The following is a 25,256-nucleotide window of genomic DNA, read 5'->3' as shown; positions in this document are numbered from 1 at the left end:
AAAAATGGCGTAGTGGAGATAATCATGGGCTTTCTTGATGAACTGGCTGGCGCACTGGATGGCAACCAGAGTGAAGGGCATCCGCCGGGACAGTTACAGGCTGTCTGGCATTGGGTGCAGGAGCAGGGCGGTATTGAAGTGCTGCTGCAAAAATTCCAGCAGGGCGGGCTGGGTGAGGTGTTTGGTTCCTGGATCGGCACCGGCGATAACCATCCGGTTGGCCACAGTGAGATTCAGTCTGCTTTTGGTCAGGATGAACTGCAGTCACTGGCCGACAAACTCGGCACCGATGTGAAAGGGGCATCGGGTACGCTGGCCGCGCTATTGCCGCAGCTGATTGATAAAATGTCGCCGCAGGGACACATGGATGAACAGGCGCTGCATGACAACAAGCTGGATCTGGGCTCGATGGTGGATCAGATATTTAAGCGCTAGCGGACTTCGCACGGCTAAGCGCGCACGCCGGATGCATGCGCGCTCAGAGGCGGAATTACTTGCCGTCGGCTGCAATTCTCTCACGAATATGCGCGGCGCGCGCTTCAGAGGCGGGATGCGAGTCAAACATCGAACTCTGACGTCCCTGTTCCATCTTCGCCAGCTTTTCAAAGCTGGTGGCCAGGCCCATTGGATCGATATTGCGCTTCTTCATCAGGTCGTAGGAGTAGTCATCCGCCTGTGATTCCTGCGTCTGGGAGAACTGCGCATTCACCAGTTTTTCACCCATTTCACCCAGCTGCGACTGCGACAGTGAACCAATCACGCCGCCAACCGAGGCGGCTGCGGTGCGGGCCGCGGTTGTGGCATATGCCAGTTGCATCGCCTTGCGCGTATGACCTAACGCGACGTGGCCCATCTCATGACCCAGCACGCCTTCCACTTCATTGTCAGTCATCATATCCATCAGACCGCTGTAAACACGAATACAGCCATTTGCCATCGCCCAGGCGTTGACATCTTTGGTCTGATAAACCTTGTAGTTAGCCGGTACGCCGTTGATGTTATCGCCCAGCGCCGCGGCGATCTTGTTCAGACGCTGCTGATAATCACTGTTAGCAGGCGCAATCTGATTATCTTTGTCCATCTGCTCACAGGATTTATCGCTCAGCTGTTTTACCTGATCGTCGCTGAGGGTATAAGCCTGATACGCCTGCGCGCCCGACTGCATCAGCGCATTATTGTCTAAACCCTGACAGCCACTGAGCAGCGTCGTCAGTCCAAGCGCTAACACCATTTTTTTGATTTTCATGCTGTATCCCATTCATAACAAGGTAAGAAAAACAAACACCTGAAACTCAGACAGGTGAATAAACGATTTGGTTATAGCGTGCCAGTCTGCACTTTGCTAGCAGATATGGCTGGAAAAGCCATACGAAGCGGCTGCATTTAGCGTTTTACAGCATGTACTTTTGCCCCGTTTCTCATGTACATTGATGGGCAACTTTTTCCTTGTTTTGCCCGGTAACTCATTAATAACAATAAGTTAAGGTGCGAAGCATTAATCCGACCTGGAGTAGAAAATGCCCTCTCGTAAAGAGCTTGCCAACGCCATTCGTGCGTTAAGTATGGATGCAGTACAGAAAGCGAAATCGGGACATCCGGGTGCCCCAATGGGCATGGCGGACATCGCTGAAGTACTCTGGCGCGGCTACCTGAACCACAACCCAACCAACCCGCTGTGGGCTGACCGCGACCGTTTCGTGCTCTCTAACGGTCACGGCTCAATGCTGATCTATAGCCTGTTGCACCTGACCGGCTACGATCTGCCCCTGAGCGAACTGGAAAACTTCCGTCAGCTGCACTCAAAAACTCCAGGTCACCCGGAATATGGCTACACCGTGGGCGTTGAAACCACTACCGGTCCGCTGGGGCAGGGCATCGCTAACGCAGTAGGTTTTGCCATTGCTGAGCGCACGCTGGCAGCACAGTTCAACCGTCCGGGTCATGACATCGTAGACCACAACACCTATGTCTTCATGGGTGATGGCTGCATGATGGAAGGTATCTCGCACGAAGTCTGCTCACTGGCCGGTACGCTGAAGCTGGGCAAACTGGTGGCGTTTTATGATGACAACGGTATCTCTATCGACGGTCACATTGATGGCTGGTTCACCGACGACACCGCTAAGCGCTTTGAAGCTTATGGCTGGCACGTGGTGCGCGGCGTCGATGGTCACGATGCGGATGCGATTGCGAAAGCGATCGAGGAAGCGAAAAGCGTCAGCGACAAGCCTTCCCTGCTGATGTGCAAAACCGTTATCGGTTTTGGTTCACCGAACAAAGCCGGTACCCATGATTCACACGGCGCACCGCTGGGTGATGATGAAGTGGCACTGACCCGCAAACAGCTGGGCTGGACCCACGCGCCGTTCGTAATTCCTTCTGATATCTACGCTGAGTGGGACGCGAAAGAAGCGGGCCAGGCGAAAGAGTCTGCATGGAATGAGAAATTCGCCGCTTACGCACAGGCTCATCCTGAACTGGCTGCCGAGTTTAAACGCCGCGTCAGCAACGAACTGCCAGCTAACTGGCAGGAAGAGTCGCAGAAGTTCGTTGAGCAGCTGCAGGCGAACCCGGCGAAGATCGCCAGCCGTAAAGCCTCACAGAATGCTATTGAAGCTTTCGGTAAAATTCTGCCGGAATACCTGGGCGGCTCAGCCGATCTGGCACCCAGCAACCTGACAATCTGGTCTGGCTCTAAGCCGATCAACGAAGATGCTGCGGGTAACTACATCCACTACGGCGTGCGTGAGTTCGGTATGACCGCAATCGCCAATGGCCTGGCGCTGCACGGCGGCTTCCTGCCTTACACCGCGACCTTCCTGATGTTTGTTGAATATGCGCGTAACGCAGCGCGTATGGCGGCACTGATGAAGATCCGTCAGATCATGGTCTACACCCACGACTCTATCGGTCTGGGCGAAGATGGCCCGACGCACCAGCCGGTTGAACAGATGGCGAGCCTGCGCACCACGCCAAACATGAGCCTGTGGCGTCCATGTGACCAGGTTGAATCCGCGGTGGCGTGGAAATATGCCATTGAGCGTAAAGATGGCCCGACTGCGCTGATCTTCTCCCGTCAGAACCTGGCGCAGCAGGATCGTGACACGGCACAGCTGGCTAACGTAGCGCGCGGCGGTTACGTGCTGAAAGATTGCGATGGCACGCCTGAGCTGATCCTGATCGCCACCGGTTCCGAAGTTGAGCTGGCTGTCGGTGCCTGGGACAAACTCACCAGCGAAGGCCGCAAAGTGCGCGTGGTCTCTATGCCATCAACGGATGCCTTCGACAAGCAGAGTGATGAGTACCGTGAATCCGTGTTGCCAAAAGCGGTCAGCGCACGCGTCGCAATCGAAGCGGGCATCGCTGATTACTGGTTCAAATACACCGGCCTGAACGGCGCTATCGTGGGCATGACCAGCTTCGGCGAATCTGCACCTGCCGATCAGCTGTTCGAACTGTTTGGCTTTACCGTCGACAACGTCGTCGCGAAAGCGAAAGCGCTGCTGGCGTAAAACCGGTCAGGCGGGCCTGTTCCCGCCCGGCTGTAAAAACAGAGGGACGAGATTTTCGTCCCTTTTATTTTTTTATTCCTGCAGTAATAACCGCCTTTTGCCTTAATTTGTGACGCAGATCCAAATTTAAGCAGCCAGATTGATCACAATCATTCCTGTTATTCCTTCCTTCTATTATTGTAGCTGAACCGTTTCAGTCGCCAGGCAAATCGCCCTGGTTTCGGACAATGCCGGGTAAGAATCTCCTGTACAAAATGCAGTGAAACGCTCAGGCTAACGGCACGTTTTTTTCAGTCTGACGTGGCAGGAGAGAAATGACGGTACGGGTAGCGATAAATGGTTTTGGCCGGATTGGACGCAACGTCCTGCGCGCGCTGTATGAAACGGGCCGACGTGCAGAGATCACCGTGGTCGCGATTAACGAGCTGGCAGAAGCCACCGGTATGGCGCATCTGCTGAAATACGATACCAGCCATGGCCGTTTTGCTTTCGATGTCCGCCAGGAGCGCGATGTAATGTGGGTGGGTGGCGATACCCTGCGCATTTTGCACCGTGCAGCCATTGCCGATCTGCCGTGGCGTGAACTCGACGTGGATGTGGTGCTGGACTGCACCGGCGTCTATGGCTCACGCGCTGATGGCGAAGCGCATCTTCAGGCTGGCGCCAAAAAAGTGCTCTTCTCTCATCCCGGCGGAAACGATCTCGACGCCACAGTGGTGTATGGCGTTAACCAGCAGTCACTCACCGCCAGTGACCGCATCGTCTCCAACGCTTCCTGTACCACTAACTGCATTATCCCGGTGATCAAACTGCTGGATGATGCGTTTGGTATCGAATCCGGCACCGTCACCACGATCCACTCGGCGATGCACGATCAGCAGGTGATCGACGCCTATCACAGCGATCTGCGCCGTACGCGTGCAGCCAGTCAGTCGATCATCCCGGTGGACACTCGCCTGGCGGCTGGCATTACCCGTATTTTTCCGAAATTCAACGATCGCTTCGAGGCGATAGCCGTTCGCGTCCCGACGATTAACGTGACGGCCATTGATCTCAGCGTTTCTGTGCATCAGGCGGTGACGGCGTGTGAAGTTAACACCCTGTTGCGAAGCGCGGCAGAAGGGACATTTCGTGGTATAGTTGACTATACGGAATTACCGTTAGTCTCAGTAGATTTTAACCATGATCCGCACAGTGCCATTGTGGACGGAACACAAACGCGGGTCAGCGGTCAACACCTTATCAAGACCCTGGTCTGGTGTGACAACGAATGGGGCTTTGCTAACCGAATGCTCGACACGACGTTAGCGATGGCCGCAAGCGGTTTCAGGTAAGACGCGGTATGCGTCTGGCAAAACTTATGAGAATCAACGAGAGGATTCACCATGTCTGTAATTAAGATGACCGATCTGGATCTGGCTGGTAAACGCGTTCTGATCCGTGCCGATCTGAACGTACCGGTTAAAGAAGGTAAAGTGACGTCTGATGCACGTATCCGTGCTTCTCTGCCAACCATTGAAGCGGCGTTGAAACAGGGCGCGAAAGTAATGGTTACCTCTCACCTGGGTCGTCCGACCGAAGGTGAATACAATGAAGAGTTCTCGCTGCTGCCGGTAGTTAACTACCTGAAAGACAAGCTTAGCGGCACCACCGTGACCCTGGCAAAAGATTACCTCGATGGCGTTGAAGTCGGCGCTGGCGAACTGGTTGTGCTGGAAAACGTTCGCTTTAACAAAGGCGAAAAGAAAGATGACGAAGCGCTGTCTAAAAAATATGCTGCTCTGTGCGACGTCTTTGTGATGGACGCCTTTGGTACTGCGCACCGCGCACAGGCTTCTACCCACGGCGTCGGCAAATTTGCCCCTATCGCCTGTGCTGGCCCGCTGCTCTCTGCAGAACTGGAAGCGCTGGGTAAAGTCATGAGCAACCCGGAGCGTCCGCTGGTGGCTGTGGTAGGGGGCTCTAAAGTCTCTACCAAATTTGATGTGCTGCAATCTCTGGTCAAAATCGCGGACACCGTGATTGTGGGCGGCGGCATTGCCAACACCTTCGTCGCTATCGACAACAACGTCGGCAAATCCCTGTATGAGCCAGACTTCGTTGAAGCGGCTAAAGGCCTGCGCGATCAGCACGGCATTCCGGTTCCAACTGATTCACGCGTCGGCACAGAATTCTCTGAAACTGCGACCGCTACCGTGAAAAAGGTTTCGGAAGTTGCGGATAACGAAGAGATTATGGACTTTGGTGATGAAACCGCACAGGCGATGGCTGCCATCCTGAAGGATGCTAAAACCATCCTGTGGAACGGCCCGGTGGGCGTGTTTGAGTTCCCTAATTTCCGTAAAGGCACCGAGATCGTGGCTAACGCCATTGCAGACAGCGATGCCTTCTCTGTTGCAGGCGGCGGCGATACCTTAGCGGCTATCGACCTGTTCGGCATCGAAGACAAAATTTCCTACATCTCTACCGGCGGCGGTGCGTTCCTTGAGTTCGTGGAAGGCAAAAAACTGCCTGCAGTTGCCATGCTGGAAGAGCGTGCGAAGCAGTAATCCTTTGGGGGCGATGCCTGGCGGCATCGCCTGAAGTCTTGCCCGTCTGGGCGTTTAAATCGACGTTCCTCAAGGGGAACAACGGTCACGAAACAGGACACAATCATGTCTAAAATTTTTGATTTCGTAAAACCCGGCGTTGTCACTGGTGATGACGTACAGAAGATCTTCAAAGTTGCGAAAGAGAACAAATTCGCACTGCCAGCCGTAAACTGCGTCGGCACCGACTCCATCAATGCGGCACTGGAAGCAGCGGCGAAAGTTAAAGCGCCAATCATCATCCAGTTCTCTAACGGCGGTGCTGCATTTATCGCGGGTAAAGGCTTCAAGACTGACAAACCACAGGGCGCGGCAATTTTCGGCGCTATCGCGGGTGCGCACCATGTTCACCTGATGGCTGAGCAGTATGGCGTGCCGGTTATCCTGCACACTGACCACTGTGCCAAGAAACTGCTGCCATGGATCGACGGTCTGCTGGACGCAGGTGAAGAGTACTTCCAGAAAAACGGTAAGCCACTCTTCTCTTCTCACATGATCGACCTGTCAGAAGAGTCACTTGAAGAGAACATCGAGATCAGCAGCAAATATCTGGCGCGCATGGCGAAACTCGACATGACGCTGGAAATCGAACTGGGCTGCACCGGTGGTGAAGAAGATGGCGTTGATAACAGCCACATGGACGCATCTGCACTCTACACCCAGCCAGAAGATGTGAACTACGCGTACGAAAAACTGAATGCTATCAGCCCGCGCTTCACCATTGCGGCTTCATTCGGTAACGTACACGGCGTTTACAAGCCAGGCAACGTGAAACTGACCCCAACCATTCTGCGCGATTCGCAGAAATATGTGTGTGAAAAACATGGCCTGCCGCACAACGCGCTGGACTTCGTTTTCCACGGCGGTTCAGGTTCTTCTGCTGCAGAAATCGAAGAGTCTATCAGCTACGGCGTGATCAAGATGAACATCGATACCGATACCCAATGGGCAACCTGGGACGGCATCCTGCAGTACTACAAAAAGAACGAGGGCTATCTGCAGTCGCAGCTGGGTAACCCGGAAGGCGCTGACAAGCCAAACAAAAAATACTACGACCCACGCGTCTGGCTGCGTTCAGCCCAGGCCTCTATGGTAGTGCGTCTGGAGCAGGCTTTCAAAGAGCTTAACGCTGTCGACGTGCTGTAACTGAAGAGTCGTTACCGTACAAAAAAGGCCCGAAAGGGCCTTTTTTTATGCACAATTTCTGGAAAAACAGGGTTAAACGCCGGTCGGTTTGGCGCTTAAGGGGATAATTGATTACCCTTGATGGCAGGGTGTCGGATGTCATCTGGCAGTTTTTTCATTCCCGGTGGGAATCTAACAACAGGGCTTATTAATGGAAGAGTTACACGTCGTCGACGGCTTAAACAACGCAGGTAACTGGCTGGTTCGCAATCAGGCGCTGATCATCAGCTATGCCGTAAATATCGTTGCAGCTATTGCCATCATTATTATCGGGATGATTATCGCCCGTATCATTTCTAATGCCGTAAATCGCCTGCTGCGCGCCCGTCACATAGACGCTACCGTGGCGGACTTCCTCTCCGCACTGGTGCGTTATGGGGTTATCGCCTTCACCGTTATCGCAGCGCTGGGACGCATCGGTGTGCAGACCGCCTCGGTGATTGCCGTGCTGGGTGCTGCGGGTCTGGCCGTGGGTCTGGCGCTGCAGGGGTCACTCTCTAACCTTGCTGCAGGCGTTCTGCTGGTCACTTTCCGTCCGTTTCGCACCGGCGAGTTCGTCGATCTGGGCGGCGTTATGGGAACCGTGCTGCATGTGCAGATTTTCTCCACCACGCTGAGAACGGCAGACGGCAAAATCGTGGTGGTGCCAAACGGCAAGATCATCAGCGGGAACATCGTCAACTTCTCGCGTGAACCGGTTCGCCGTAATGAATTTATCATTGGCGTGGCTTACGAGGCGGATGTGGATGAAGTGATCGCCTTACTGCAACAGGTTGTAGAAGCGGATAGCCGCGTGCTGAAAGATAAAGGTATCCAGATCGGTCTTAACGAACTGGCAGCCTCCTCTATGAACTTTGTGGTGCGTTGCTGGAGCAACAGCGGCGACCTGCAGGACGTTTACTGGGATCTGCTGAAGAACTTTAAGCGTGCGCTGGATGGAAAAGGGATTGGTATTCCTTATCCGCAGATGGATGTGCATCTGCATCAGAAGCCGGCGCCTGAAGCAGAAGCAACCCAGGTTCAGCCACAGTAATTTTTCAGTGGGCGGCGTCTGTCGCCCATTCATTTTGCTAATCGCAGATTAATTCTTTCAATTTCCGCTAATCATCCTCTCTCTTTATACTTCTCCTCCTCTAACGATGTGAGGAAATAATCCTGTGTTATCTCTCTATTTTCAGGGGCTTGCCCTGGGTGCCGCGCTGATTCTGCCGCTGGGCCCGCAGAACGCTTTTGTGATGAATCAGGGCGTGAAGCGTCAATATCATCTGATGACGGCGGCCCTCTGCTCGCTGAGCGATATTCTGCTGATTTGCGGTGGGATCTTTGGCGGCAGCGCCTTGCTGAGCCAGTCTCCACTGCTGCTGATGGTGATCACCTGGGCGGGCGTAGCCTTTCTGTTGTGGTATGGCTGGGGCGCACTGCGTAGCGCTTTTCGCGGCGACGCCGATCTGGCGGACGGTGAGCCATTAAAGCAGAGCAGGGGACGCATTATAGCGACGCTGCTGGCAGTGACCTGGCTCAATCCGCACGTCTATCTCGATACCTTTGTGGTACTGGGCAGTCTTGGCGGTCAGTTGCCGACCACCACTGCGCGTCAGTGGTTTGCGCTGGGCACCATCAGTGCGTCGATCCTGTGGTTCTTTGGTCTGGCGCTGCTGGCCGCCTGGCTGTCACCACGCCTGCGCACCGCCAAAGCCCAGCGCATCATTAACCTGCTGGTAGGCGCGGTGATGTGGTTTATCGCCCTGCAACTGGCGCGCCAGGGCATTGCCGGATTTTGATCCCAACGTCGATCCGGTGCGGTTATTGCCGCGCGGAGGCCGAACTTTTGCCATAATGACCACTCAAAGCATGGCGCATACCGATGCGCTGTTGGGCTTCGCCGGTTGGAAGCCGTCATAGTACCTTTTCAAGGAGGACTTTCATGAAACTGAAAGCATTGGCTCTGGCCGCAATCATGAGCGCCGGGGCATTGCCTGGCGTATACGCTGATGAGTTACCGAACGGGCCACACGTGGTGACCTCAGGCAAGGCAACGGTCGATGCCCGTCCCGATATCGCCACGCTCTCTATCGTGGTGAACGTGTCGTCAAAAGATGCCGCAGATGCGAAAAAGCAGGCGGATAGCCGGGTTGCACAATATTTCGATTTTCTGCAGAAAAACGGCATTGAGAAGAAAGATATTGATGCGGCAAACCTGAGCACCCAGCCTGAGTACGATTACACCAAAGAGGGTAAATCCGTCCTGAAAGGCTACCGTGCGGTGCGTCAGGTGCAGGTAACCCTGCGTCAGCTGGACAAGCTGAATGATCTGCTGGACGGGGCGCTGAAGTCCGGTCTGAATGAGGTGCGTAGCGTCGAGTTAGGCGTGGCAAATCCGGAGAGTTACAAAGAGCAGGCGCGTAAAGCAGCGATTAAAAATGCGACTCAGCAGGCATCACAGCTGGCTGAAGGCTTTAACGCGAAGCTGGGATCGATCTACAGCATTCGTTATCAGGTCGCTAACTATCAGCCGATGCCGATGAACCGTATGTATAAAGCGGCTGCAGCGGCAGATACCTCGGCGCAGGAGACCTACGATCAGCAGAGCATCAACTTTGACGATCAGGTTGATGTGGTGTTTGAGATCAAGCCCAATACGCCATAGTGCAAAACGGGGCTGATGCCCCGTTAAGACTGCCGATGAATCTCAGGATCTGACCGCAATGAATAAATTCAAAGCGAAGGGAACATGGTCAGAGGAGGAAAGCGTCCCGCGCCATGGACGGCGCGGGCCGAGCGGCCAGGGATTGGCTTAAGCGCCTTTCCGATCTGACCTTGTTCCCTGAGCCAATCCATCCTTACAGCCGTTCGGGGCATAATTTGTCAGCAGTAAAAACGGGGCTTTCGCCCCGTTTTTGTTTTCAGGCTGCGACGTCATCCTGACGCAGCACCCGATGTCCATGCGCAATCAGCGCATCGGTCACCCGACGCATTAACCGGCTTTCCGGTGCAAAACGATGCCAGTAGAGCATCCGGCGCTGACACAAGCCTGGCGTCAGATCTATTAACTCACCGCTCGCCAGCTCACGCTCAATCTGCAGATGCGGGATCATACAGCAGGTCGAACCCTGTCGCGCCATCTGCACAAAGGCTTCAGAGGAGTTCACGATGTGGCAGGGCACACTGCCCGGTGAGAGATCAAAGTTCTGTTGCAGGAAGGCCTGATGCATATCATCAAGATGGTCAAACGCCACCGCAGGCGCTTTCAGCAGGGCAGAGCGGGTGACGCCGTTGGGGAAGAAGCGATCGGCAAAGTCACGCGACGCCACAAACAGGTAGTCGAGCGCACCGAGCTGATCCACCAGACAACTGGGCAGCGGCTGCGGCTGAATACTCACCGCACCCACCACTTCACCACGACGCAGACGCTCCTGGGTGCGGGTTTCATCTTCGACCTGCAGATTCAGGCGTACGGGTGAATCTGCCAGCACATCCTTCAGTGCAGGCAGCAGCCAGGTCGCCAGACTGTCGGCATTGACCGCCAGCGACAGCAGCAGTGGCGTGGTGCCACTGTTCTCATCGCCCAGCCACTCCTCTTCCAGCAGTTCCACCTGGTGCAGCAATGCCAGCAGTTTCTGACCCTGTTCGGTCGGACGTGGTGGCACCGTGCGCACCAGCAGCGGCTGACCAAACAGATTCTCCAGCTGCTTGATACGCTGTGAAACCGCTGACTGGGTGATACATAATTTTTGAGCGGCACGCTCAAATCCGCGTTCGCGGATCACTGAATCCAGCGCCTGAAGCGTTCGATAATCCGGGCGTTTCATTATTCTTCTCTCTCCTTCAGGATGGATGTCACTATGCCACAAAAGTATCACCTGTGATGGCTCTCTTGTTTTTTGTGGGCTGGCTTCCAAAGCGATAAATCCACGTCGGTCAGCCGAGCATTTTCAGCAAGCCTTGTTTTATACTACGCGCACTTCGTTGTCGCACAGGTTTTAAACATACCATGACCCAGGATGAACTGAAAAAAGCCGTTGGCTGGGCTGCACTTGAGTACGTGCAGCCGGGCACCGTTGTTGGTGTGGGCACCGGATCCACCGCTGCCCACTTTATCGATGCGCTTGCCACGGTCAGGCATCAGATTGAAGGTGCCGTCTCCAGCTCGGATGCCTCAACCCAGAAGCTGAAGAGCCTGGGTATTCAGGTGTTCGACCTGAACGAGATTGACCTGCTGTCGGTGTACGTAGATGGCGCGGATGAGATCAACCCACAGATGCAGATGATCAAAGGCGGCGGCGCGGCGCTGACGCGCGAAAAGATCGTGGCCGCCGTGGCTGAAACCTTTATCTGTATCGCTGACTCTTCAAAAGAGGTCGATGTGCTGGGCCGTTTCCCGCTGCCGGTCGAGGTGATCCCGATGGCGCGCAGTTATGTGGCGCGTCAGCTGGTGAAAATGGGCGGTTTGCCTGAGTATCGTCAGAACGTGGTCACCGATAACGGCAACATTATTCTCGATGTGCATAATCTGCGCATTCTCGATCCCATTGAGCTGGAAAAAACCATCAACGCCTTGCCTGGCGTCGTTACCGTGGGCCTTTTTGCCGCGCGTGGTGCCGATATTGCACTGATTGGCGGGCCTGATGGCGTGAAAACCATCAAAAAATGATCTGTCCGGCGTCGATGCGGCGTCGGTTATTTCTGCCTGCAAATCATCTTTTCTCGCTGCGGTGAAATTTGGTGACTTATGTCACATAACCGTCATCGGCAGCGGGTTCGTTCTTTCTTCCAGTCCGACCTCCTTATTTTGTCCGGCAATGTGCTGCCGTCAGCCGCTGCCGTGCTGGCGGCCGGGCAATCGTTTGTATTGCCCGACGCGATTTTTTTGATATTTTGACAGAAGGCTGGCTTATGGTAGTCCTCATTGAATGCTGAATAGGATCGGGAAATGGCAAAGGTATCACTGGAAAAAGATAAGATTAAGTTCCTGCTGGTGGAAGGTGTCCATCAGAGCGCGCTGGAGAACCTGCGGGCTGCAGGCTATACCAACATCGAATTCCATAAGGGCGCACTGGACTCCGACGCGTTAAAAGCATCGATCCGTGATGCACACTTTATTGGTATCCGTTCCCGCTCCCAGCTCACTGAAGAGATTTTTGCGGCGGCTGAAAAGCTGGTCGCCGTTGGCTGTTTCTGTATCGGCACCAACCAGGTTGATCTGCAGGCGGCTGCCAGCCGGGGTATTCCCGTGTTCAATGCGCCGTTCTCAAATACCCGCTCGGTTGCGGAGCTGGTGATTGGTGAGATGCTGCTGATGCTGCGTGGCATCCCGGAAGCGAATGCGAAAGCACACCGTGGCATCTGGAATAAGATTGCCAAAGGCTCATTTGAAGCGCGTGGCAAAAAACTGGGTATTATCGGTTACGGCCACATCGGAATGCAGCTGGGCGTGCTGGCAGAAAGCCTGGGTATGCATGTTTTCTTCTACGACATTGAAAACAAGCTGCCGCTGGGTAATGCCACGCAGGTACGCCATCTGGCCGATCTCCTCAACATGAGCGATGTGGTCAGCCTGCACGTGCCGGAAACCGTCTCTACACAGGATATGATTGGTGCAGAGCAGCTGGCGCAGATGAAGCCTGGCGCGCTGCTGATTAACGCCTCACGCGGCACGGTGGTGGATATCCCGGCGCTGTGCGATGCGCTGGCCAGCAAGCATGTGGGTGGCGCAGCCATCGACGTCTTCCCGAGCGAGCCAGCTACCAACAGCGAGCCGTTTATCTCTCCACTGAGTGAGTTCGACAACGTGATTCTGACGCCGCACATTGGCGGCTCGACGGAAGAAGCGCAGGAGAACATCGGCATTGAAGTGGCGGGCAAGCTGGCGAAATACTCCGATAACGGCTCGACTCTCTCGGCTGTTAACTTCCCCGAAGTGTCACTGCCGATTCACGGTATCAGCGCCAGTCGTCTGCTGCATATCCATGAGAACCGCCCTGGCGTGCTGACGGCCATCAACCAGATTTTTGCCGAGCAGGGCATCAACATCGCCGCCCAGTATCTGCAAACCTCGCCGTTTATGGGCTATGTGGTGATCGACATTGATGCAGAGCCGGAAGTGGCCGAGAACGCGCTGCAACTGATGAAGGCGATTCCGGGTACCATCCGCGCCCGTCTGCTTTACTAAGCGCTACCAACCTGAACAGGCGCTTAGTCGCGTCTCTTCAGGTAGTTAATACAGGCTGTCCCGATTTGCTGTAAGACCGAGACTGCGAAGAGAACACGGTCAGATCGGAAAGATGCAAAAGCCGCCATCCATGGCATGCCCGTCCCGCGCGATTACGCACTTCATCCCTGAGGTGCGCCCGTAACCGGGCCAAGGCGTTGCGTTGTTCAAAAACGCTCCCGGCGTTTTTATCCGGGCGGCGGGACGCTTTCCTCTTCTGACCATGTTCCCTGCGCGTTAAGCTATTTCATTGCAGCCAGATGCGCCCAGGTATGGGTTTTCACTTGTCTGCAAAAGCGACTCTTCTACTCCCACTGCCAGAGTTTTGACGGCGTCATTACCGCCGGCAAAGGCACATCCCATTCTGCCACCGGCAGGCTATCGACCTGCTGACAATCGTGCGCCAGGCCCACCGGCAAAAAACCGTGCTGCCGCCAGTTCTGCAGGGTGCGATCGTAGAAGCCGCCGCCCATCCCCAGACGCTGCCCATGCTGATCAAACGCCACCAGCGGCACCATCATCAGATCCAGTTGATCAAGGGTGATCACCTGCCGGATATCCAGCGGCGGTTCAGGAATGCGCAGCTTATTTTTGAGCAATGGAGTATCGGGCGAGTAGCGCAGAAACAACAAATTACCGGGAGAGAAGGGGTGTAAAACCGGCAGACAGACCGTTTTCTTCAGATGCCAGAGGCGGGCAATCAGCGGACGGGTATTCAGTTCGCCATCCACCGACAGAAACAGGGCGATATTGCGCGCTTCAGTCACCGGGGCGTAGTTGAGCGCATGTTCAGCGAGCTGCTCAGCGGCCTGCGTTTGCTGCTCATCGGTAAGTGCCCGTCGCAGATGTCGCACATGCTGGCGAATCGCCTGACGCTGGGTCATTGAAGGTTCAGACATGGAAGGTTCAGACATGATTTCCCCGCCGGATAAGTCGCTGTTGAGCGACTATAACATGTCAGTCAGGGGAAAAAAGCAGGACTACAGGAAGAGAGATCTCCGAGATGCCGCCGTAGGCTGTAACCCTTGAACCCTTGGTTCAAGGTGAACATGCCGTCATAACCATCAGGCTTCTCGGACGAACCGAGCATGCACACAGGTTACGAGCGTCACATTCTGTTTTTTCGAAATATCGGCTCAGGGGACTGGCCCACATGCAAACATCTCAGAGAAAATTTACCTCACCGTTACTTAAGTATAGCAACCATGAAGTTTTATTCGAACTTCGCACCCTCACGCTCAGAGATGCGACCTTGCTCAACTAATGCCTGTTCAATCGTCTGCTGCAACATACGGATACGCTGTTCCATATTAGCAGCATAATCGCGCGTTTTCACTTTCTCTTGCGCCAGCTCGTGGCAGACGTTTAACGCGGCGATGAACACCAGTTGTTCTGTATTGGTGACTCTAGTGCGAACTTTTAGATCTTGCAACCGTTGATTGAGATCTTCAGCCGCGCTATTGAGCGCATCTTGCTGCTCTGGCGGACAATTTACTCTCAACGAACGACCAAAAATTTGTAAATCTACCGGTTGTGCAGACATGCCACCTTCCTGACTGATTACTTCGCTCGCAACTCCCTTAGCAGTCAATGGCTTGGGAGGCGGGCAACTATATAGACCCACGAAATAAGATACAACCCCTTTTCTGGAAACCTTGAGGCAGCTAGTGGTAGCATAACACGAACTTATTCTGCCAACGACGATGAAAACTTATGTCCTTACAGAACGCAACCCCCGATTACAACGCGCTCGCGGCGGTGCTCTCACAGCAGGGCGTTGGAATGACGCCCGCGGAAATGCATGGCCTGCTGAGCGGGATCCTCTGCGGTGGTAACCAGGACACCAGCTGGAAGACGCTGGTACACGATCTGGCTAACGAAGGCATGGCGTTTTCACACACTCTTGCCGTGCCGCTGGCGGAGCTACACGAGCATACGGCGACTACGCTGGAAGATGAAGGCTTCCTGTTTCAGCTGCTGCTACCTGCTGACGACGACATCACCGTCTTTGACCGTGCCGACGCGCTGGCGGGCTGGGTTAACCATTTTCTGCTCGGCCTGGGCGTAACACAGCCTAAACTGGATAAAGTCACCGGCGAAACCGGCGAAGCAATCGATGATCTGCGCACTATCGCACAGCTCGGTTACGAAGAAGATGAAGACCAGGAGGAGCTGGAGCAGTCGCTCGAGGAGGTGATTGAGTATGTTCGTGTCGCCGCGCTGCTGTGCCACGATACGTTCACCCGCCCGCAGCCAACCGCGCCAGAAGTGCAAAAACCGACGCTACACTAATTTCAGGTCAACGAGTTTAACCGGTCAGTTTACAGGGAGTGCAGAGATGATTTCACTGGAACGATTCCTGCAGCGTCGTCAGGCGCTGCTGGCGAAGATGGTGCCTGGCAGCGCAGCGTTAATCTTTGCTGCGCCAGAAGTGATGCGCAGTAATGACACCGAATATCCGTTCCGCCAGAGCAGCGACTTCTGGTATTTCACCGGTTTTAACGAGCCGCAGGCGTTGCTGGTGCTGATCAAAAGCGATGAGAATCATAACCACAGCGTGTTGTTTAACCGCGTGCGCGATCCTGCGGCGGAAACCTGGTCTGGCCGTCGCCTGGGTCAGGAGGCCGCACCCGACATACTGGGCGTCGATCGCGCTTTACCCTGGAATGATATTGGTGATCAGCTGCACCTGCTGCTGAATGGCCTGGATGTGGTTTACCATGCGCAGGGCGAATATGCCCACGCGGACACACTGGTGTTCAGCGCGCTGGATAAGCTGCGTCGCGGTTTCCGCCAGCATCTCAGTGCGCCCGATACCCTCACTGACTGGCGTCCCTGGGTGCATGAGATGCGCCTGTTTAAAGATACGGATGAGATTGAACTGTTACGTCGCGCCGGGAAAATCAGTGCTCTGGCGCATACCCGCGCCATGCAAGCCTGTCGGCCAGGCCTGTTCGAGTATCAGCTCGAAGGGGAAATTCAGCACGAATTTAACCGTCACGGCGCGCGTTTTCCCTCCTATAACACCATTGTGGGTGCCGGAGTTAACGGCTGCATTCTGCACTACACCGAAAACGAAAGCGAAATGCGCGACGGCGATCTGGTGCTGATCGATGCAGGCTGTGAGTTCCACGGCTATGCAGGCGATATCACCCGCACCTTCCCGGTTAACGGCAAATTCAGCCCGGCGCAGCGCGCGATTTATGACATCGTGCTGGCTTGCCTCAGCCGCTCGCTTGAACTGTTCCGGCCAGGCATCAGCATTCGTGAAGTGAATGATGAAGTGGTGCGCATCATGGTCACCGGGCTGGTGGAGCTGGGCATCCTGGAGGGCGACGTCGATACATTGATCGCCGAGGAAGTCCATCGTCAGTTCTATATGCATGGCCTGGGCCACTGGCTGGGGCTGGATGTGCATGATGTCGGCCACTACGGCACCCCGAGCCGCGACCGCGTACTGGAGCCGGGCATGGTGTTAACCGTCGAGCCGGGTCTTTATATCGCACCGGATGCCGACGTGCCCGCGCAGTATCGCGGCATTGGTATCCGAATCGAAGATGACATTGTGATCACTGAAGATGGCATTGAAAATCTCACCGACAGCGTCGTAAAAGAGGCGGATGAGATTGAAGCACTGATGGCGGCGGCAAAACAGGCATGACGATTCTGATTGCCGGTGGCGGCATGACCGGGGCGACGCTGGCGCTGGCGATCTCCCATCTGACCCAGGGCACTCTGCCGGTAACGCTGATTGAAAGCAGCGAGCCTGGCAGTCGGGCGCATCCCGGTTTCGATGGCCGCGCTATTGCGCTCTCTGCCGGTACCTGCCAGCAGCTTGCGGACATCAATCTGTGGCAGCACATCGCCCGTTGTGCCACGCCGATTACCGACATCCATGTCTCCGATCGCGGTCACGCCGGTTTTGTGTCGCTGGCGGCGTCTGACTACGCTATTCCGGCGCTGGGACAGGTTGTCGAGCTGTTTGACGTCGGTCAGCGTCTGTTTGCGGAACTGAAAAAAGCACCCGGCGTAACGCTGCGCTGTCCGGCTCGTGTCATCCAGGCTAACCGCCATGAGCAGCAGGTTGAGGTGACGCTGGACAGTGGCGAACCACTCAGCGGCAAACTGCTGGTGGCGGCAGATGGCACGCGCTCTGCGCTGGCGGCTTCGTGCGGCATTCAGTGGCAAAGAGACGACTATGAACAGCTTGCCGTGATTGCCAATGTCTCCACCGCGCTGCCCCATCAGGGCCGGGCATTTGAACGTTTTACCGAACATGGCCCGCTGGCGCTGTTGCCGATGTCCGGCAATCGCCTGTCGCTGGTCTGGTGTCATCCGGTTTCGCAGCGTGAACGCATTGAGCAGTGGAGCGAGGCCGAATTCCTCCGCCAGCTGCAGCGTGCCTTTGGCTGGCGGCTGGGTAAATTTACCCACACCGGCCAGCGTGAGTATTACCCGCTGGCGCTGCACCGGGCGATGTCGCCAGTGACGCATCGCGTGGCGGTGGTGGGCAATGCGGCGCAGACGCTACATCCGATTGCCGGGCAGGGCTTCAACCTGGGCCTGCGAGATGTGATGTCGCTGGCTGAAACGCTGGCAGCCGCCCATCGGCAGCAGCAGGACCCCGGCAGCTATGCGGTGCTGCATCATTACCAGCAGCGTCGTCAGCCCGACCGCGCCGCCACCATCGGTATCACCGACGGACTGGTTCGCGTCTTTGCGAATCGCTATGGCCCGCTGGTGGCAGGACGTAACCTGGGCCTGCTGGCGATGGATCATCTGCCGTGGTTAAGAAATCAACTGGCTGAGCGCACGCTTGGCTGGGTTAAGCGTTAATAAAGAGGCTCAGATGCAAACTTTTGATGTGGTGATTGCCGGTGGCGGTATGGTGGGACTGGCGGTGGCCTGCGGCTTGCAGGGCAGCGGACTGCGCATCGCCGTACTGGAAAAATCACCGGAGCCACCGCTGGCGCTGAGTGCGTCACCGTCAGTTCGCGTGTCGGCAATCAATGCCGCCAGCGAACGGCTGCTGCAGAAGCTGGATGTCTGGTCGACCATTCTCTCGCTGCGCGCCAGCGCTTATCACGGTATGGAAGTGTGGGATAAGGACAGCTTCGGCTCCATCGCCTTTGATGATGAGCAGCAGGGCCTGTCGCATCTGGGACATATCATCGAAAACCCGGTGATCCACAATGCGCTCTGGCAACGTGCCAGCGCCTGCAGCGACGTGACGATAATGGCACCTTCGCAGTTACAGCAGGTCGCGTTTGGTGACAACGAAGCCTTTGTTACTCTGCAGGATGGCAGCATGTTAAGTGCGCGATTAATGATTGCCGCTGACGGCGCTAACTCCTGGCTACGCAACAAAGCCGATATCCCGCTGACCTTCTGGGATTACGATCACCATGCGTTAGTGGCAAACGTCCGCACTGAGAAGCCGCACGACGCAGTAGCGCGCCAGGTGTTCCACGGCGACGGCATTCTGGCTTTCCTGCCGATGCAGGATCCGCATCTCAGTTCCATCGTCTGGTCGCTCTCGCCGCAGGAAGCGAGCCGTCTGGAAACCATGCCGGAAGCGCTGTTCAATCAGCAGCTCTCGGTGGCGTTTGATATGCGGCTCGGCCTGTGCCAGCTGGAAAGCGAGCGCAAATCGTTTCCGCTGGTGGCGCGCTATGCCCGCAACTTCGCGGCACACCGTCTGGCGCTGGTGGGCGATGCGGCTCACACCATTCATCCGCTGGCGGGTCAGGGCGTTAACCTTGGGTTTATGGATGCCGCCGAGCTGATCGGTGAGATTCGCCGCCTGCATCAGCAGGGCAAAGATATTGGTCAGCACCTCTATCTGCGACGCTATGAGCGCAGCCGTAAGCACAGCGCCGCAATGATGCTGGCGGGAATGCAGGGCTTCCGTGAAATGTTCGCAGGCAATAATCCGGCGAAAAAATTGCTGCGCGACGTGGGTCTGAAACTGGCTGACCGCCTGCCGGGTGTTAAACCCATGATGCTGAAGCAGGCGATGGGCCTGAATGATCTGCCCGCCTGGCTACGCTAAATCTGCCCTTCTGTTAAGCCAGCTTCTGCTGGCTTTTTTTATGCCTGACACCGCTCTGCACCACAAAAAGGCAACGCTGCACCAGCAGAGGTCTTCGTTTGATTTATTCTAATTTTGCGGGCGAATTCGCATTACTTTTTCTCATTCTTCTGTCCGCTTGGCGCGGGATTTTTTTAACATCCTGAATGCCATCCCGCATAAATTTGCTGCGTATATTTAAATTCCCTGCATTTATTGCGCGATTAATCACAAAATTGCAGTTTTATATCCTGTTAGCAGCCGTTCCTGGTTAGGCTGTGCCTCTGCTTTCGACCCCGGTTTGCTTATGGTTAATCGTCAGATTCGGTGGTAACGTCAGCCCTAAGAGAACGTTTGCGTCGGCACTGAATTCCGGCGCACTTTTGCACTTACTCGCTTCTGCACAGGATGGTTATGACTCAGCAAACACCTCTGTTTGAACAGCATCAGGCCTGCGGTGCCCGCATGGTGGATTTTCATGGCTGGATGATGCCGCTGCACTATGGCTCCCAGATGGATGAACATCATGTGGTGCGCACCGACGCCGGTATGTTTGATGTCTCTCACATGACCATCGTCGACCTGACAGGCCCGCGTACCCGTGAATTCCTGCGCTACCTGCTGGCAAATGATGTGGCAAAACTGACCCAGCCAGGCAAAGCGCTCTACACCGGGATGCTGAATGCCTCGGGTGGCGTCATTGACGATTTGATTGTTTACTTTATGAGCGAAGAGTTCTTCCGCCTGGTGGTGAACTCTGCCACCCGTGAAAACGATCTCGCCTGGATCACGCAACACGCGCAGGGCTATGGCATTACGCTGACGGAACGCGACGACCTGGCGCTGATTGCCGTGCAGGGTCCGCAGGCGCAGCAGAAGGCACAGACGCTGTTCAGCGAGGAGCAGCGTCAGGCTGTTGCCGGCATGAAGCCATTTTTCGGCGTGCAGTCAGGTGACCTGTTTATCGCCACCACCGGCTATACCGGCGAAGCGGGATATGAGATTGCTATGCCCGCAGAGGAGGTGGCCGATTTCTGGCAGCGTCTGCTGGCCGCTGGCGTAAAACCTGCCGGACTGGGCGCACGTGACACGCTGCGTCTGGAAGCGGGTATGAATCTGTATGGTCAGGAGATGGATGAAGGCGTTTCACCGCTGGCTGCCAACATGGGCTGGACGGTCTGCTGGGAACCTGCTGACCGCGATTTCATCGGCCGGGAAGCGCTGGAACTGCAGCGTGAACGCGGTACCGAAAAGCTGGTGGGGCTGATCCTCACAGAAAAAGGGGTGCTGCGTAACGGCTTGCCGGTGCGTTTCACCGATGACCAGGGGCAGCCGCAGGAGGGGATCATCACCAGTGGCTCTTTCTCTCCGACGCTGGGTTGCAGCATCGCCCTGGCGCGCGTACCGGCCTCAGTCGGCAGCACCGCCATCGTTGAGATCCGTAACCGCCAGATGCCGGTCCAGGTTACCCGTCCCGTTTTTGTCCGCGCCGGTAAACCGGTCGCTCAGTAAATTTTATTCAGGAGAAATGGCCAATGAGCAATGTGCCGAATACGTTGAAGTACCGCGACAGCCACGAGTGGGTGCGCAAAGAAGAAGATGGCAGCTACACCGTGGGTATCACTGAACACGCGCAGGAGTTACTGGGCGACATGGTGTTTGTCGATCTGCCGGAAGTGGGCGCGACGTTTGCCGCCGGTGAAGAGTGCGCGGTCGCGGAATCCGTTAAAGCGGCTTCAGATATCTATGCGCCGATCAGCGGTGAGATTGTGGCGGTCAACGAAGCACTGACTGACTCACCGGAGCAGGTCAACAGCGAGCCTTATGAAGGCGGCTGGTTATTCAAAATCAAAGCCAGCAACGCGTCTGAAATCGACACGCTGCTGGATGCGGATGCTTACAAAGCCTCCATCGACGAGTAGTCGTCAGGCGGCCTCACAAAGAGGCCGCAGATTTATGTTTGCTCTCCGGTTCCCCCAGCCCGATTCAGGATTTACTGCTAATGACTCAGACTCTCAGCCAGCTTGAACACAACGGTGCATTCATTGAGCGCCATATCGGTCCTTCACCTGAGCAGCAGGCGCAGATGCTTGACGCTATTGGTGCCCGTTCGCTGGAAGCGTTAATCAGCACGATTGTGCCGGCAGACATTCAGCTGCCAGGCCCGCCAGCGGTTGGCGAAGCCGCCACTGAACAGCAGGCTCTGGCCGAACTGAAAGCGATTGCCAGCCAGAATCTGCGTTACAAATCCTGGATCGGTATGGGATACAGCGCGGTGATCACCCCGCCGGTCATCCTGCGTAATATGCTGGAGAATCCGGGCTGGTACACCGCCTATACCCCGTATCAGCCTGAGGTCTCCCAGGGCCGTCTGGAAGCGCTGCTAAACTTCCAGCAGCTGACGCTGGATCTTACCGGCATGGATATCGCGTCCGCCTCACTACTGGACGAAGCAACCGCTGCCGCTGAAGCGATGGCGATGGCAAAACGCGTCAGTAAGCTCAAAAATGCCAATAAATTCTTCATTGCCGATGATATCCATCCGCAGACGCTGGATGTGGTCCGCACCCGTGCGGAGACGTTCGGTTTCGAACTGATTATTGATAGCGCGGACAAAGCACCCGATCATGACGACCTGTTTGGTGTGCTGCTGCAACAGGTGGGCACCACCGGCGAAGCGCACGATTACAGCGCGCTGATTGCCGGACTGAAAGCCCGCAAAGTGGTGGTCAGCGTGGCGGCGGACTTTATGTCGCTGGTGTTACTGGAAGCGCCAGGCAAACAGGGTGCAGACATTGTCTTTGGTTCAGCTCAGCGCTTCGGCGTGCCAATGGGCTACGGCGGCCCTCACGCGGCATTCTTCGCCAGCCGCGACGAGCATAAGCGCTCTATGCCAGGCCGTATCATTGGTGTTTCACGTGATGCGGCGGGCAACACGGCGCTGCGTATGGCGATGCAGACCCGCGAACAACATATCCGCCGTGAAAAGGCCAACTCCAACATCTGTACGTCGCAGGTGCTGCTGGCAAACATCGCCGGTCTCTATGCGGTGTTCCACGGCCCGGCGGGCCTGAAACGCATTGCCTCACGCATTCATCGCTTCACCAACATTCTGGCGGCGGGACTGCAACAGAGCGGCCTGAAGCTGCGCCATCAGCACTGGTTCGATACGCTGACGGTGGAAGTGGCGGATAAAGCCGCCGTGCTGAACCGCGCCCTGAGCTTTGGCGTTAACCTGCGTAGCGACATCCATAATGCCGTGGGTATCACGCTGGATGAAACCACCTGCCGCGAAGATATTCTGGCGTTGTTCGCCATTCTGCTGGGTGATGAACACGGCCAGGACCTGGAAAAGCTCGACAGCGAAGTGGCCAGCGAAAGCCATGCAATTCCTGCTGGCCTGCAACGCCACAGCGAGATCCTGACCCATCCGGTGTTCAACCGTCATCACAGCGAAACCGAGATGATGCGCTACATGCACAGCCTGGAGAAAAAGGATCTGGCGCTGAATCAGGCGATGATCCCGCTGGGCTCCTGCACCATGAAGCTCAATGCCGCGGCAGAAATGATCCCGATCACCTGGCCGGAATTTGCGGAGCTGCATCCATTCTGCCCGGCTGAACAGGCTTCCGGCTATCTGCAGATGATCGGCCAGCTTTCGCAGTGGCTGGTGCAGCTCACCGGCTATGATGCGCTCTGTATGCAGCCAAACTCCGGCGCGCAGGGGGAATATGCCGGACTGCTGGCGATCCGTCGTTATCACGAAAGCCGTGGCGAGGGCGATCGTCATCTCTGCCTGATCCCAAGCTCGGCGCACGGGACTAACCCGGCCTCAGCCCAGATGGCGGGCATGGACGTGGTGGTGGTGGCCTGCGATAAACAGGGCAACATCGACCTTGGCGACCTGCGTGAAAAAGCGGCTCAGGCGGGCGACAAACTCTCCTGCATCATGGTGACTTACCCGTCAACCCACGGCGTTTATGAAGAGACCATTCGCGAAGTGTGCCAGATCGTGCATCAGTATGGCGGTCAGGTTTATCTGGATGGCGCGAACATGAATGCGCAGGTCGGCATCACCACGCCTGGCTATATCGGCGCGGATGTCTCGCACCTGAATCTGCATAAAACCTTCTGCATTCCGCACGGCGGCGGTGGTCCGGGTATGGGACCGATTGGCGTCAAAGCGCACCTGGCTCCGTTTGTGCCGGGACACAGCGTGGTGCAGATCGACGGTGTACTGACGCAGCAGGGCGCCGTATCCGCAGCGCCGTTTGGCAGTGCATCCATTCTGCCAATCAGCTGGATGTACATTCGCATGATGGGCGCGGAAGGGCTGAAACAGGCCAGCTCGGTTGCGATTCTGAATGCCAACTACATTGCCCGCCGCCTGCAGTCGGCCTATCCGGTGCTCTACACTGGCCGTGACGGTCGGGTGGCGCACGAATGTATTCTCGACATCCGTCCGCTGAAAGAGCAGACCGGCATCAGTGAGCTGGATATTGCTAAGCGCCTGATCGATTATGGATTCCACGCACCAACGATGTCCTTCCCGGTGGCGGGCACCCTGATGGTGGAGCCGACTGAATCGGAGAGCAAAATCGAACTGGATCGCTTTATCGACGCGATGCTGGCGATCCGCATGGAGATTGATCGGGTGACGTCAGGTGAATGGCCGCTGGATGACAACCCACTGGTTAATGCGCCGCATACTCAGCTGGAAATCGTCAGTGAGTGGTCACATCCTTACAGCCGTGAACTGGCAGTCTTCCCGGCGGGCAGCCACAACAAATACTGGCCGACGGTAAAACGTCTGGATGATGTGTTTGGCGACCGTAATCTCTTCTGCTCCTGCGTGCCGATGAGCGACTATCAGTAATTTCCCCGCAGGCAAACGTTAACCACAAAGGGTCGATTCGTCGGCCCTTTGTACTGGAGAATCAGCATGAAACTGGCACTGGTTACGGGGGGCAGCCGCGGTATCGGGCGGGCCACGGCGCTGTTACTGGCCGTCCGGGGTTATCGGGTTGCGGTGAACTACCGTCAGCGCGAAGCGGAAGCTCAACAGGTGGTGGCGCAGATCCGGCAGCAGGGCGGTGAAGCCTTTGCTGTTCAGGCAGATATCAGTGATGAAGCCCAGGTGATGGCGATGTTTGCGCAGCTCGACCAGCAGTCCGAACCGCTGGCGTTGCTGGTGAACAACGCCGGGATTTTGTTTCAGCAGTGTCGCACCGAGCAGCTGGATGCGGCACGCCTGCATAAGGTCTTTGCCACCAACGTGATTGGGTCTTTTCTCTGCTGTCGTGAGGCGGTTAAGCGGATAGGCACGCATCACGGCGGCCAGGGCGGCTCCATCGTCAACGTCTCATCGGCCGCGTCGCGTACCGGTGCGCCTGGCGAATATGTCGATTACGCCGCTTCAAAAGGGGCGATGGACACGCTGACCAGAGGATTGTCGCTGGAAGTGGCGCAGCAGGGGATTCGGGTCAACGGCGTACGTCCGGGATTTATCTATACAGAGATGCATGCCGATGGCGGAGAGCCAGGCAGAGTGGACAGGCTTGCCAGCGTGATCCCGATGGGACGCGGCGGTGAAGCAGAAGAGGTGGCGGAAGCGATCGTCTGGCTGGCCAGCGACGCGGCCTCTTACGTCACCGGCAGCATCATTGACGCTGCCGGTGGGCGTTAACTCACTT

22 protein-coding genes and 1 other RNA gene are annotated in these 25,256 nt (G+C 56.1%); 18 read left to right on the top strand and 5 right to left on the bottom strand.

Annotated elements, in window-relative coordinates; all coding sequences use genetic code 11:
- Positions 1–24: 24 nt before the first annotated feature.
- Entirely contained in the window at positions 25–435 is a 411-nt protein-coding gene (locus AC6I8B_RS15925) for a YidB family protein (RefSeq protein WP_010248845.1), read from the top strand.
- Between the two features lie 55 nt (positions 436–490).
- Here AC6I8B_RS15925 and loiP read toward each other — a convergent pair whose 3' ends face one another.
- Positions 491–1,246: a metalloprotease LoiP gene (gene loiP, locus AC6I8B_RS15920; protein WP_010671064.1), complete on the bottom strand. Its 756-nt coding sequence runs from the start codon at positions 1,244–1,246 to the stop codon at positions 491–493.
- Positions 1,247–1,517: 271 nt separating this feature from the next.
- On the opposite strand from loiP, the gene tkt reads away from it, so the two are divergent.
- The 7 genes from tkt to AC6I8B_RS15885 all read left to right on the top strand — a co-directional run bounded on the left by tkt (position 1,518) and on the right by AC6I8B_RS15885 (position 9,932).
- Complete coding sequence (gene tkt, locus AC6I8B_RS15915) at positions 1,518–3,512, top strand: transketolase (protein ID WP_010248841.1); 1,995 nt, start codon at positions 1,518–1,520, stop codon at positions 3,510–3,512.
- 314 nt (positions 3,513–3,826) lie between these two features.
- Positions 3,827–4,846: an erythrose-4-phosphate dehydrogenase gene (epd, locus tag AC6I8B_RS15910; RefSeq protein ID WP_010671063.1), complete on the top strand. Its 1,020-nt coding sequence runs from the start codon at positions 3,827–3,829 to the stop codon at positions 4,844–4,846.
- A 51-nt stretch (positions 4,847–4,897) separates the two neighbouring features.
- Positions 4,898–6,061 (top strand): phosphoglycerate kinase, encoded by a 1,164-nt coding sequence (gene pgk, locus AC6I8B_RS15905; RefSeq protein WP_010248837.1) that lies wholly within the window; start codon positions 4,898–4,900, stop codon positions 6,059–6,061.
- 105 nt (positions 6,062–6,166) lie between these two features.
- Positions 6,167–7,246: a class II fructose-bisphosphate aldolase gene (gene fbaA / locus AC6I8B_RS15900; protein WP_010248835.1), complete on the top strand. Its 1,080-nt coding sequence runs from the start codon at positions 6,167–6,169 to the stop codon at positions 7,244–7,246.
- Between the two features lie 190 nt (positions 7,247–7,436).
- Positions 7,437–8,318 carry a small-conductance mechanosensitive channel MscS gene (gene mscS / locus AC6I8B_RS15895; protein WP_010248833.1) on the top strand — a complete coding sequence of 294 codons (882 nt, stop codon included), beginning with the start codon at positions 7,437–7,439 and terminating at the stop codon, positions 8,316–8,318.
- 124 nt (positions 8,319–8,442) lie between these two features.
- Positions 8,443–9,066 (top strand): arginine exporter ArgO, encoded by a 624-nt coding sequence (gene argO, locus AC6I8B_RS15890; RefSeq protein ID WP_010671062.1) that lies wholly within the window; start codon positions 8,443–8,445, stop codon positions 9,064–9,066.
- A 143-nt stretch (positions 9,067–9,209) separates the two neighbouring features.
- Positions 9,210–9,932 carry an oxidative stress defense protein gene (locus AC6I8B_RS15885; RefSeq protein WP_064690347.1) on the top strand — a complete coding sequence of 241 codons (723 nt, stop codon included), beginning with the start codon at positions 9,210–9,212 and terminating at the stop codon, positions 9,930–9,932.
- Positions 9,933–10,188: 256 nt separating this feature from the next.
- Here the strand turns inward: AC6I8B_RS15885 and AC6I8B_RS15880 are convergent, their stop codons facing one another.
- Positions 10,189–11,094, bottom strand: coding sequence for a LysR family transcriptional regulator ArgP (locus AC6I8B_RS15880; RefSeq protein WP_010248822.1), 906 nt, complete (start codon positions 11,092–11,094; stop codon positions 10,189–10,191).
- A 182-nt stretch (positions 11,095–11,276) separates the two neighbouring features.
- Between AC6I8B_RS15880 and rpiA the strand changes: the two genes are divergently transcribed.
- Positions 11,277–11,936, top strand: coding sequence for a ribose-5-phosphate isomerase RpiA (gene rpiA / locus AC6I8B_RS15875; RefSeq protein WP_157353658.1), 660 nt, complete (start codon positions 11,277–11,279; stop codon positions 11,934–11,936).
- A 279-nt stretch (positions 11,937–12,215) separates the two neighbouring features.
- Positions 12,216–13,454 carry a phosphoglycerate dehydrogenase gene (gene serA, locus AC6I8B_RS15870; RefSeq protein WP_010248817.1) on the top strand — a complete coding sequence of 413 codons (1,239 nt, stop codon included), beginning with the start codon at positions 12,216–12,218 and terminating at the stop codon, positions 13,452–13,454.
- A 344-nt stretch (positions 13,455–13,798) separates the two neighbouring features.
- On the opposite strand, the gene AC6I8B_RS15865 is transcribed toward serA, so the two are convergent.
- From AC6I8B_RS15865 to zapA, 3 genes are all read right to left on the bottom strand, one after another.
- Positions 13,799–14,392, bottom strand: a complete 594-nt coding sequence (locus tag AC6I8B_RS15865) for a 5-formyltetrahydrofolate cyclo-ligase (protein ID WP_010671060.1) — start codon at positions 14,390–14,392, stop codon at positions 13,799–13,801.
- A 92-nt stretch (positions 14,393–14,484) separates the two neighbouring features.
- Positions 14,485–14,667: non-coding RNA, 6S RNA (gene ssrS / locus AC6I8B_RS15860), on the bottom strand.
- Positions 14,668–14,706: 39 nt separating this feature from the next.
- Positions 14,707–15,036: a cell division protein ZapA gene (gene zapA, locus AC6I8B_RS15855; protein ID WP_008925677.1), complete on the bottom strand. Its 330-nt coding sequence runs from the start codon at positions 15,034–15,036 to the stop codon at positions 14,707–14,709.
- 170 nt (positions 15,037–15,206) lie between these two features.
- On the opposite strand from zapA, the gene AC6I8B_RS15850 reads away from it, so the two are divergent.
- The 8 genes from AC6I8B_RS15850 (at position 15,207) to AC6I8B_RS15815 (ending at position 25,249) form a co-directional block, all read left to right on the top strand.
- Positions 15,207–15,785, top strand: coding sequence for a YecA/YgfB family protein (locus AC6I8B_RS15850; protein WP_022623836.1), 579 nt, complete (start codon positions 15,207–15,209; stop codon positions 15,783–15,785).
- Between the two features lie 46 nt (positions 15,786–15,831).
- Positions 15,832–17,154 (top strand): Xaa-Pro aminopeptidase, encoded by a 1,323-nt coding sequence (gene pepP, locus AC6I8B_RS15845; protein ID WP_157353656.1) that lies wholly within the window; start codon positions 15,832–15,834, stop codon positions 17,152–17,154.
- Positions 17,151–18,329, top strand: coding sequence for a 2-octaprenyl-6-methoxyphenyl hydroxylase (gene ubiH / locus AC6I8B_RS15840; RefSeq protein WP_157353654.1), 1,179 nt, complete (start codon positions 17,151–17,153; stop codon positions 18,327–18,329). Before pepP ends, ubiH begins: the two co-directional genes overlap by 4 nt.
- A gap of 13 nt (positions 18,330–18,342) precedes the next feature.
- On the top strand, positions 18,343–19,545 hold the full coding sequence (gene ubiI, locus AC6I8B_RS15835; RefSeq protein WP_010671056.1) for an FAD-dependent 2-octaprenylphenol hydroxylase: 1,203 nt from the start codon (positions 18,343–18,345) through the stop codon (positions 19,543–19,545).
- A gap of 432 nt (positions 19,546–19,977) precedes the next feature.
- On the top strand, positions 19,978–21,075 hold the full coding sequence (gcvT, locus tag AC6I8B_RS15830; RefSeq protein WP_497817518.1) for a glycine cleavage system aminomethyltransferase GcvT: 1,098 nt from the start codon (positions 19,978–19,980) through the stop codon (positions 21,073–21,075).
- A 23-nt stretch (positions 21,076–21,098) separates the two neighbouring features.
- The gene (gene gcvH / locus AC6I8B_RS15825; RefSeq protein WP_061703079.1) at positions 21,099–21,485 is read left to right on the top strand and encodes a glycine cleavage system protein GcvH; all 387 of its coding nucleotides are present in this window, start codon (positions 21,099–21,101) and stop codon (positions 21,483–21,485) included.
- Between the two features lie 80 nt (positions 21,486–21,565).
- On the top strand, positions 21,566–24,439 hold the full coding sequence (gene gcvP, locus AC6I8B_RS15820) for an aminomethyl-transferring glycine dehydrogenase (RefSeq protein WP_122457752.1): 2,874 nt from the start codon (positions 21,566–21,568) through the stop codon (positions 24,437–24,439).
- 66 nt (positions 24,440–24,505) lie between these two features.
- Positions 24,506–25,249 carry an SDR family oxidoreductase gene (locus tag AC6I8B_RS15815; RefSeq protein ID WP_497816387.1) on the top strand — a complete coding sequence of 248 codons (744 nt, stop codon included), beginning with the start codon at positions 24,506–24,508 and terminating at the stop codon, positions 25,247–25,249.
- The last annotated feature ends 7 nt before the right edge of the window (positions 25,250–25,256 follow it).

Source organism: Pantoea sp. X-Soil-ISGK-285 (assembly GCF_059730815.1).
Note: the sequence above shows the minus strand (reverse complement) of the source record. Positions and strands in the feature narration are given on the sequence as shown.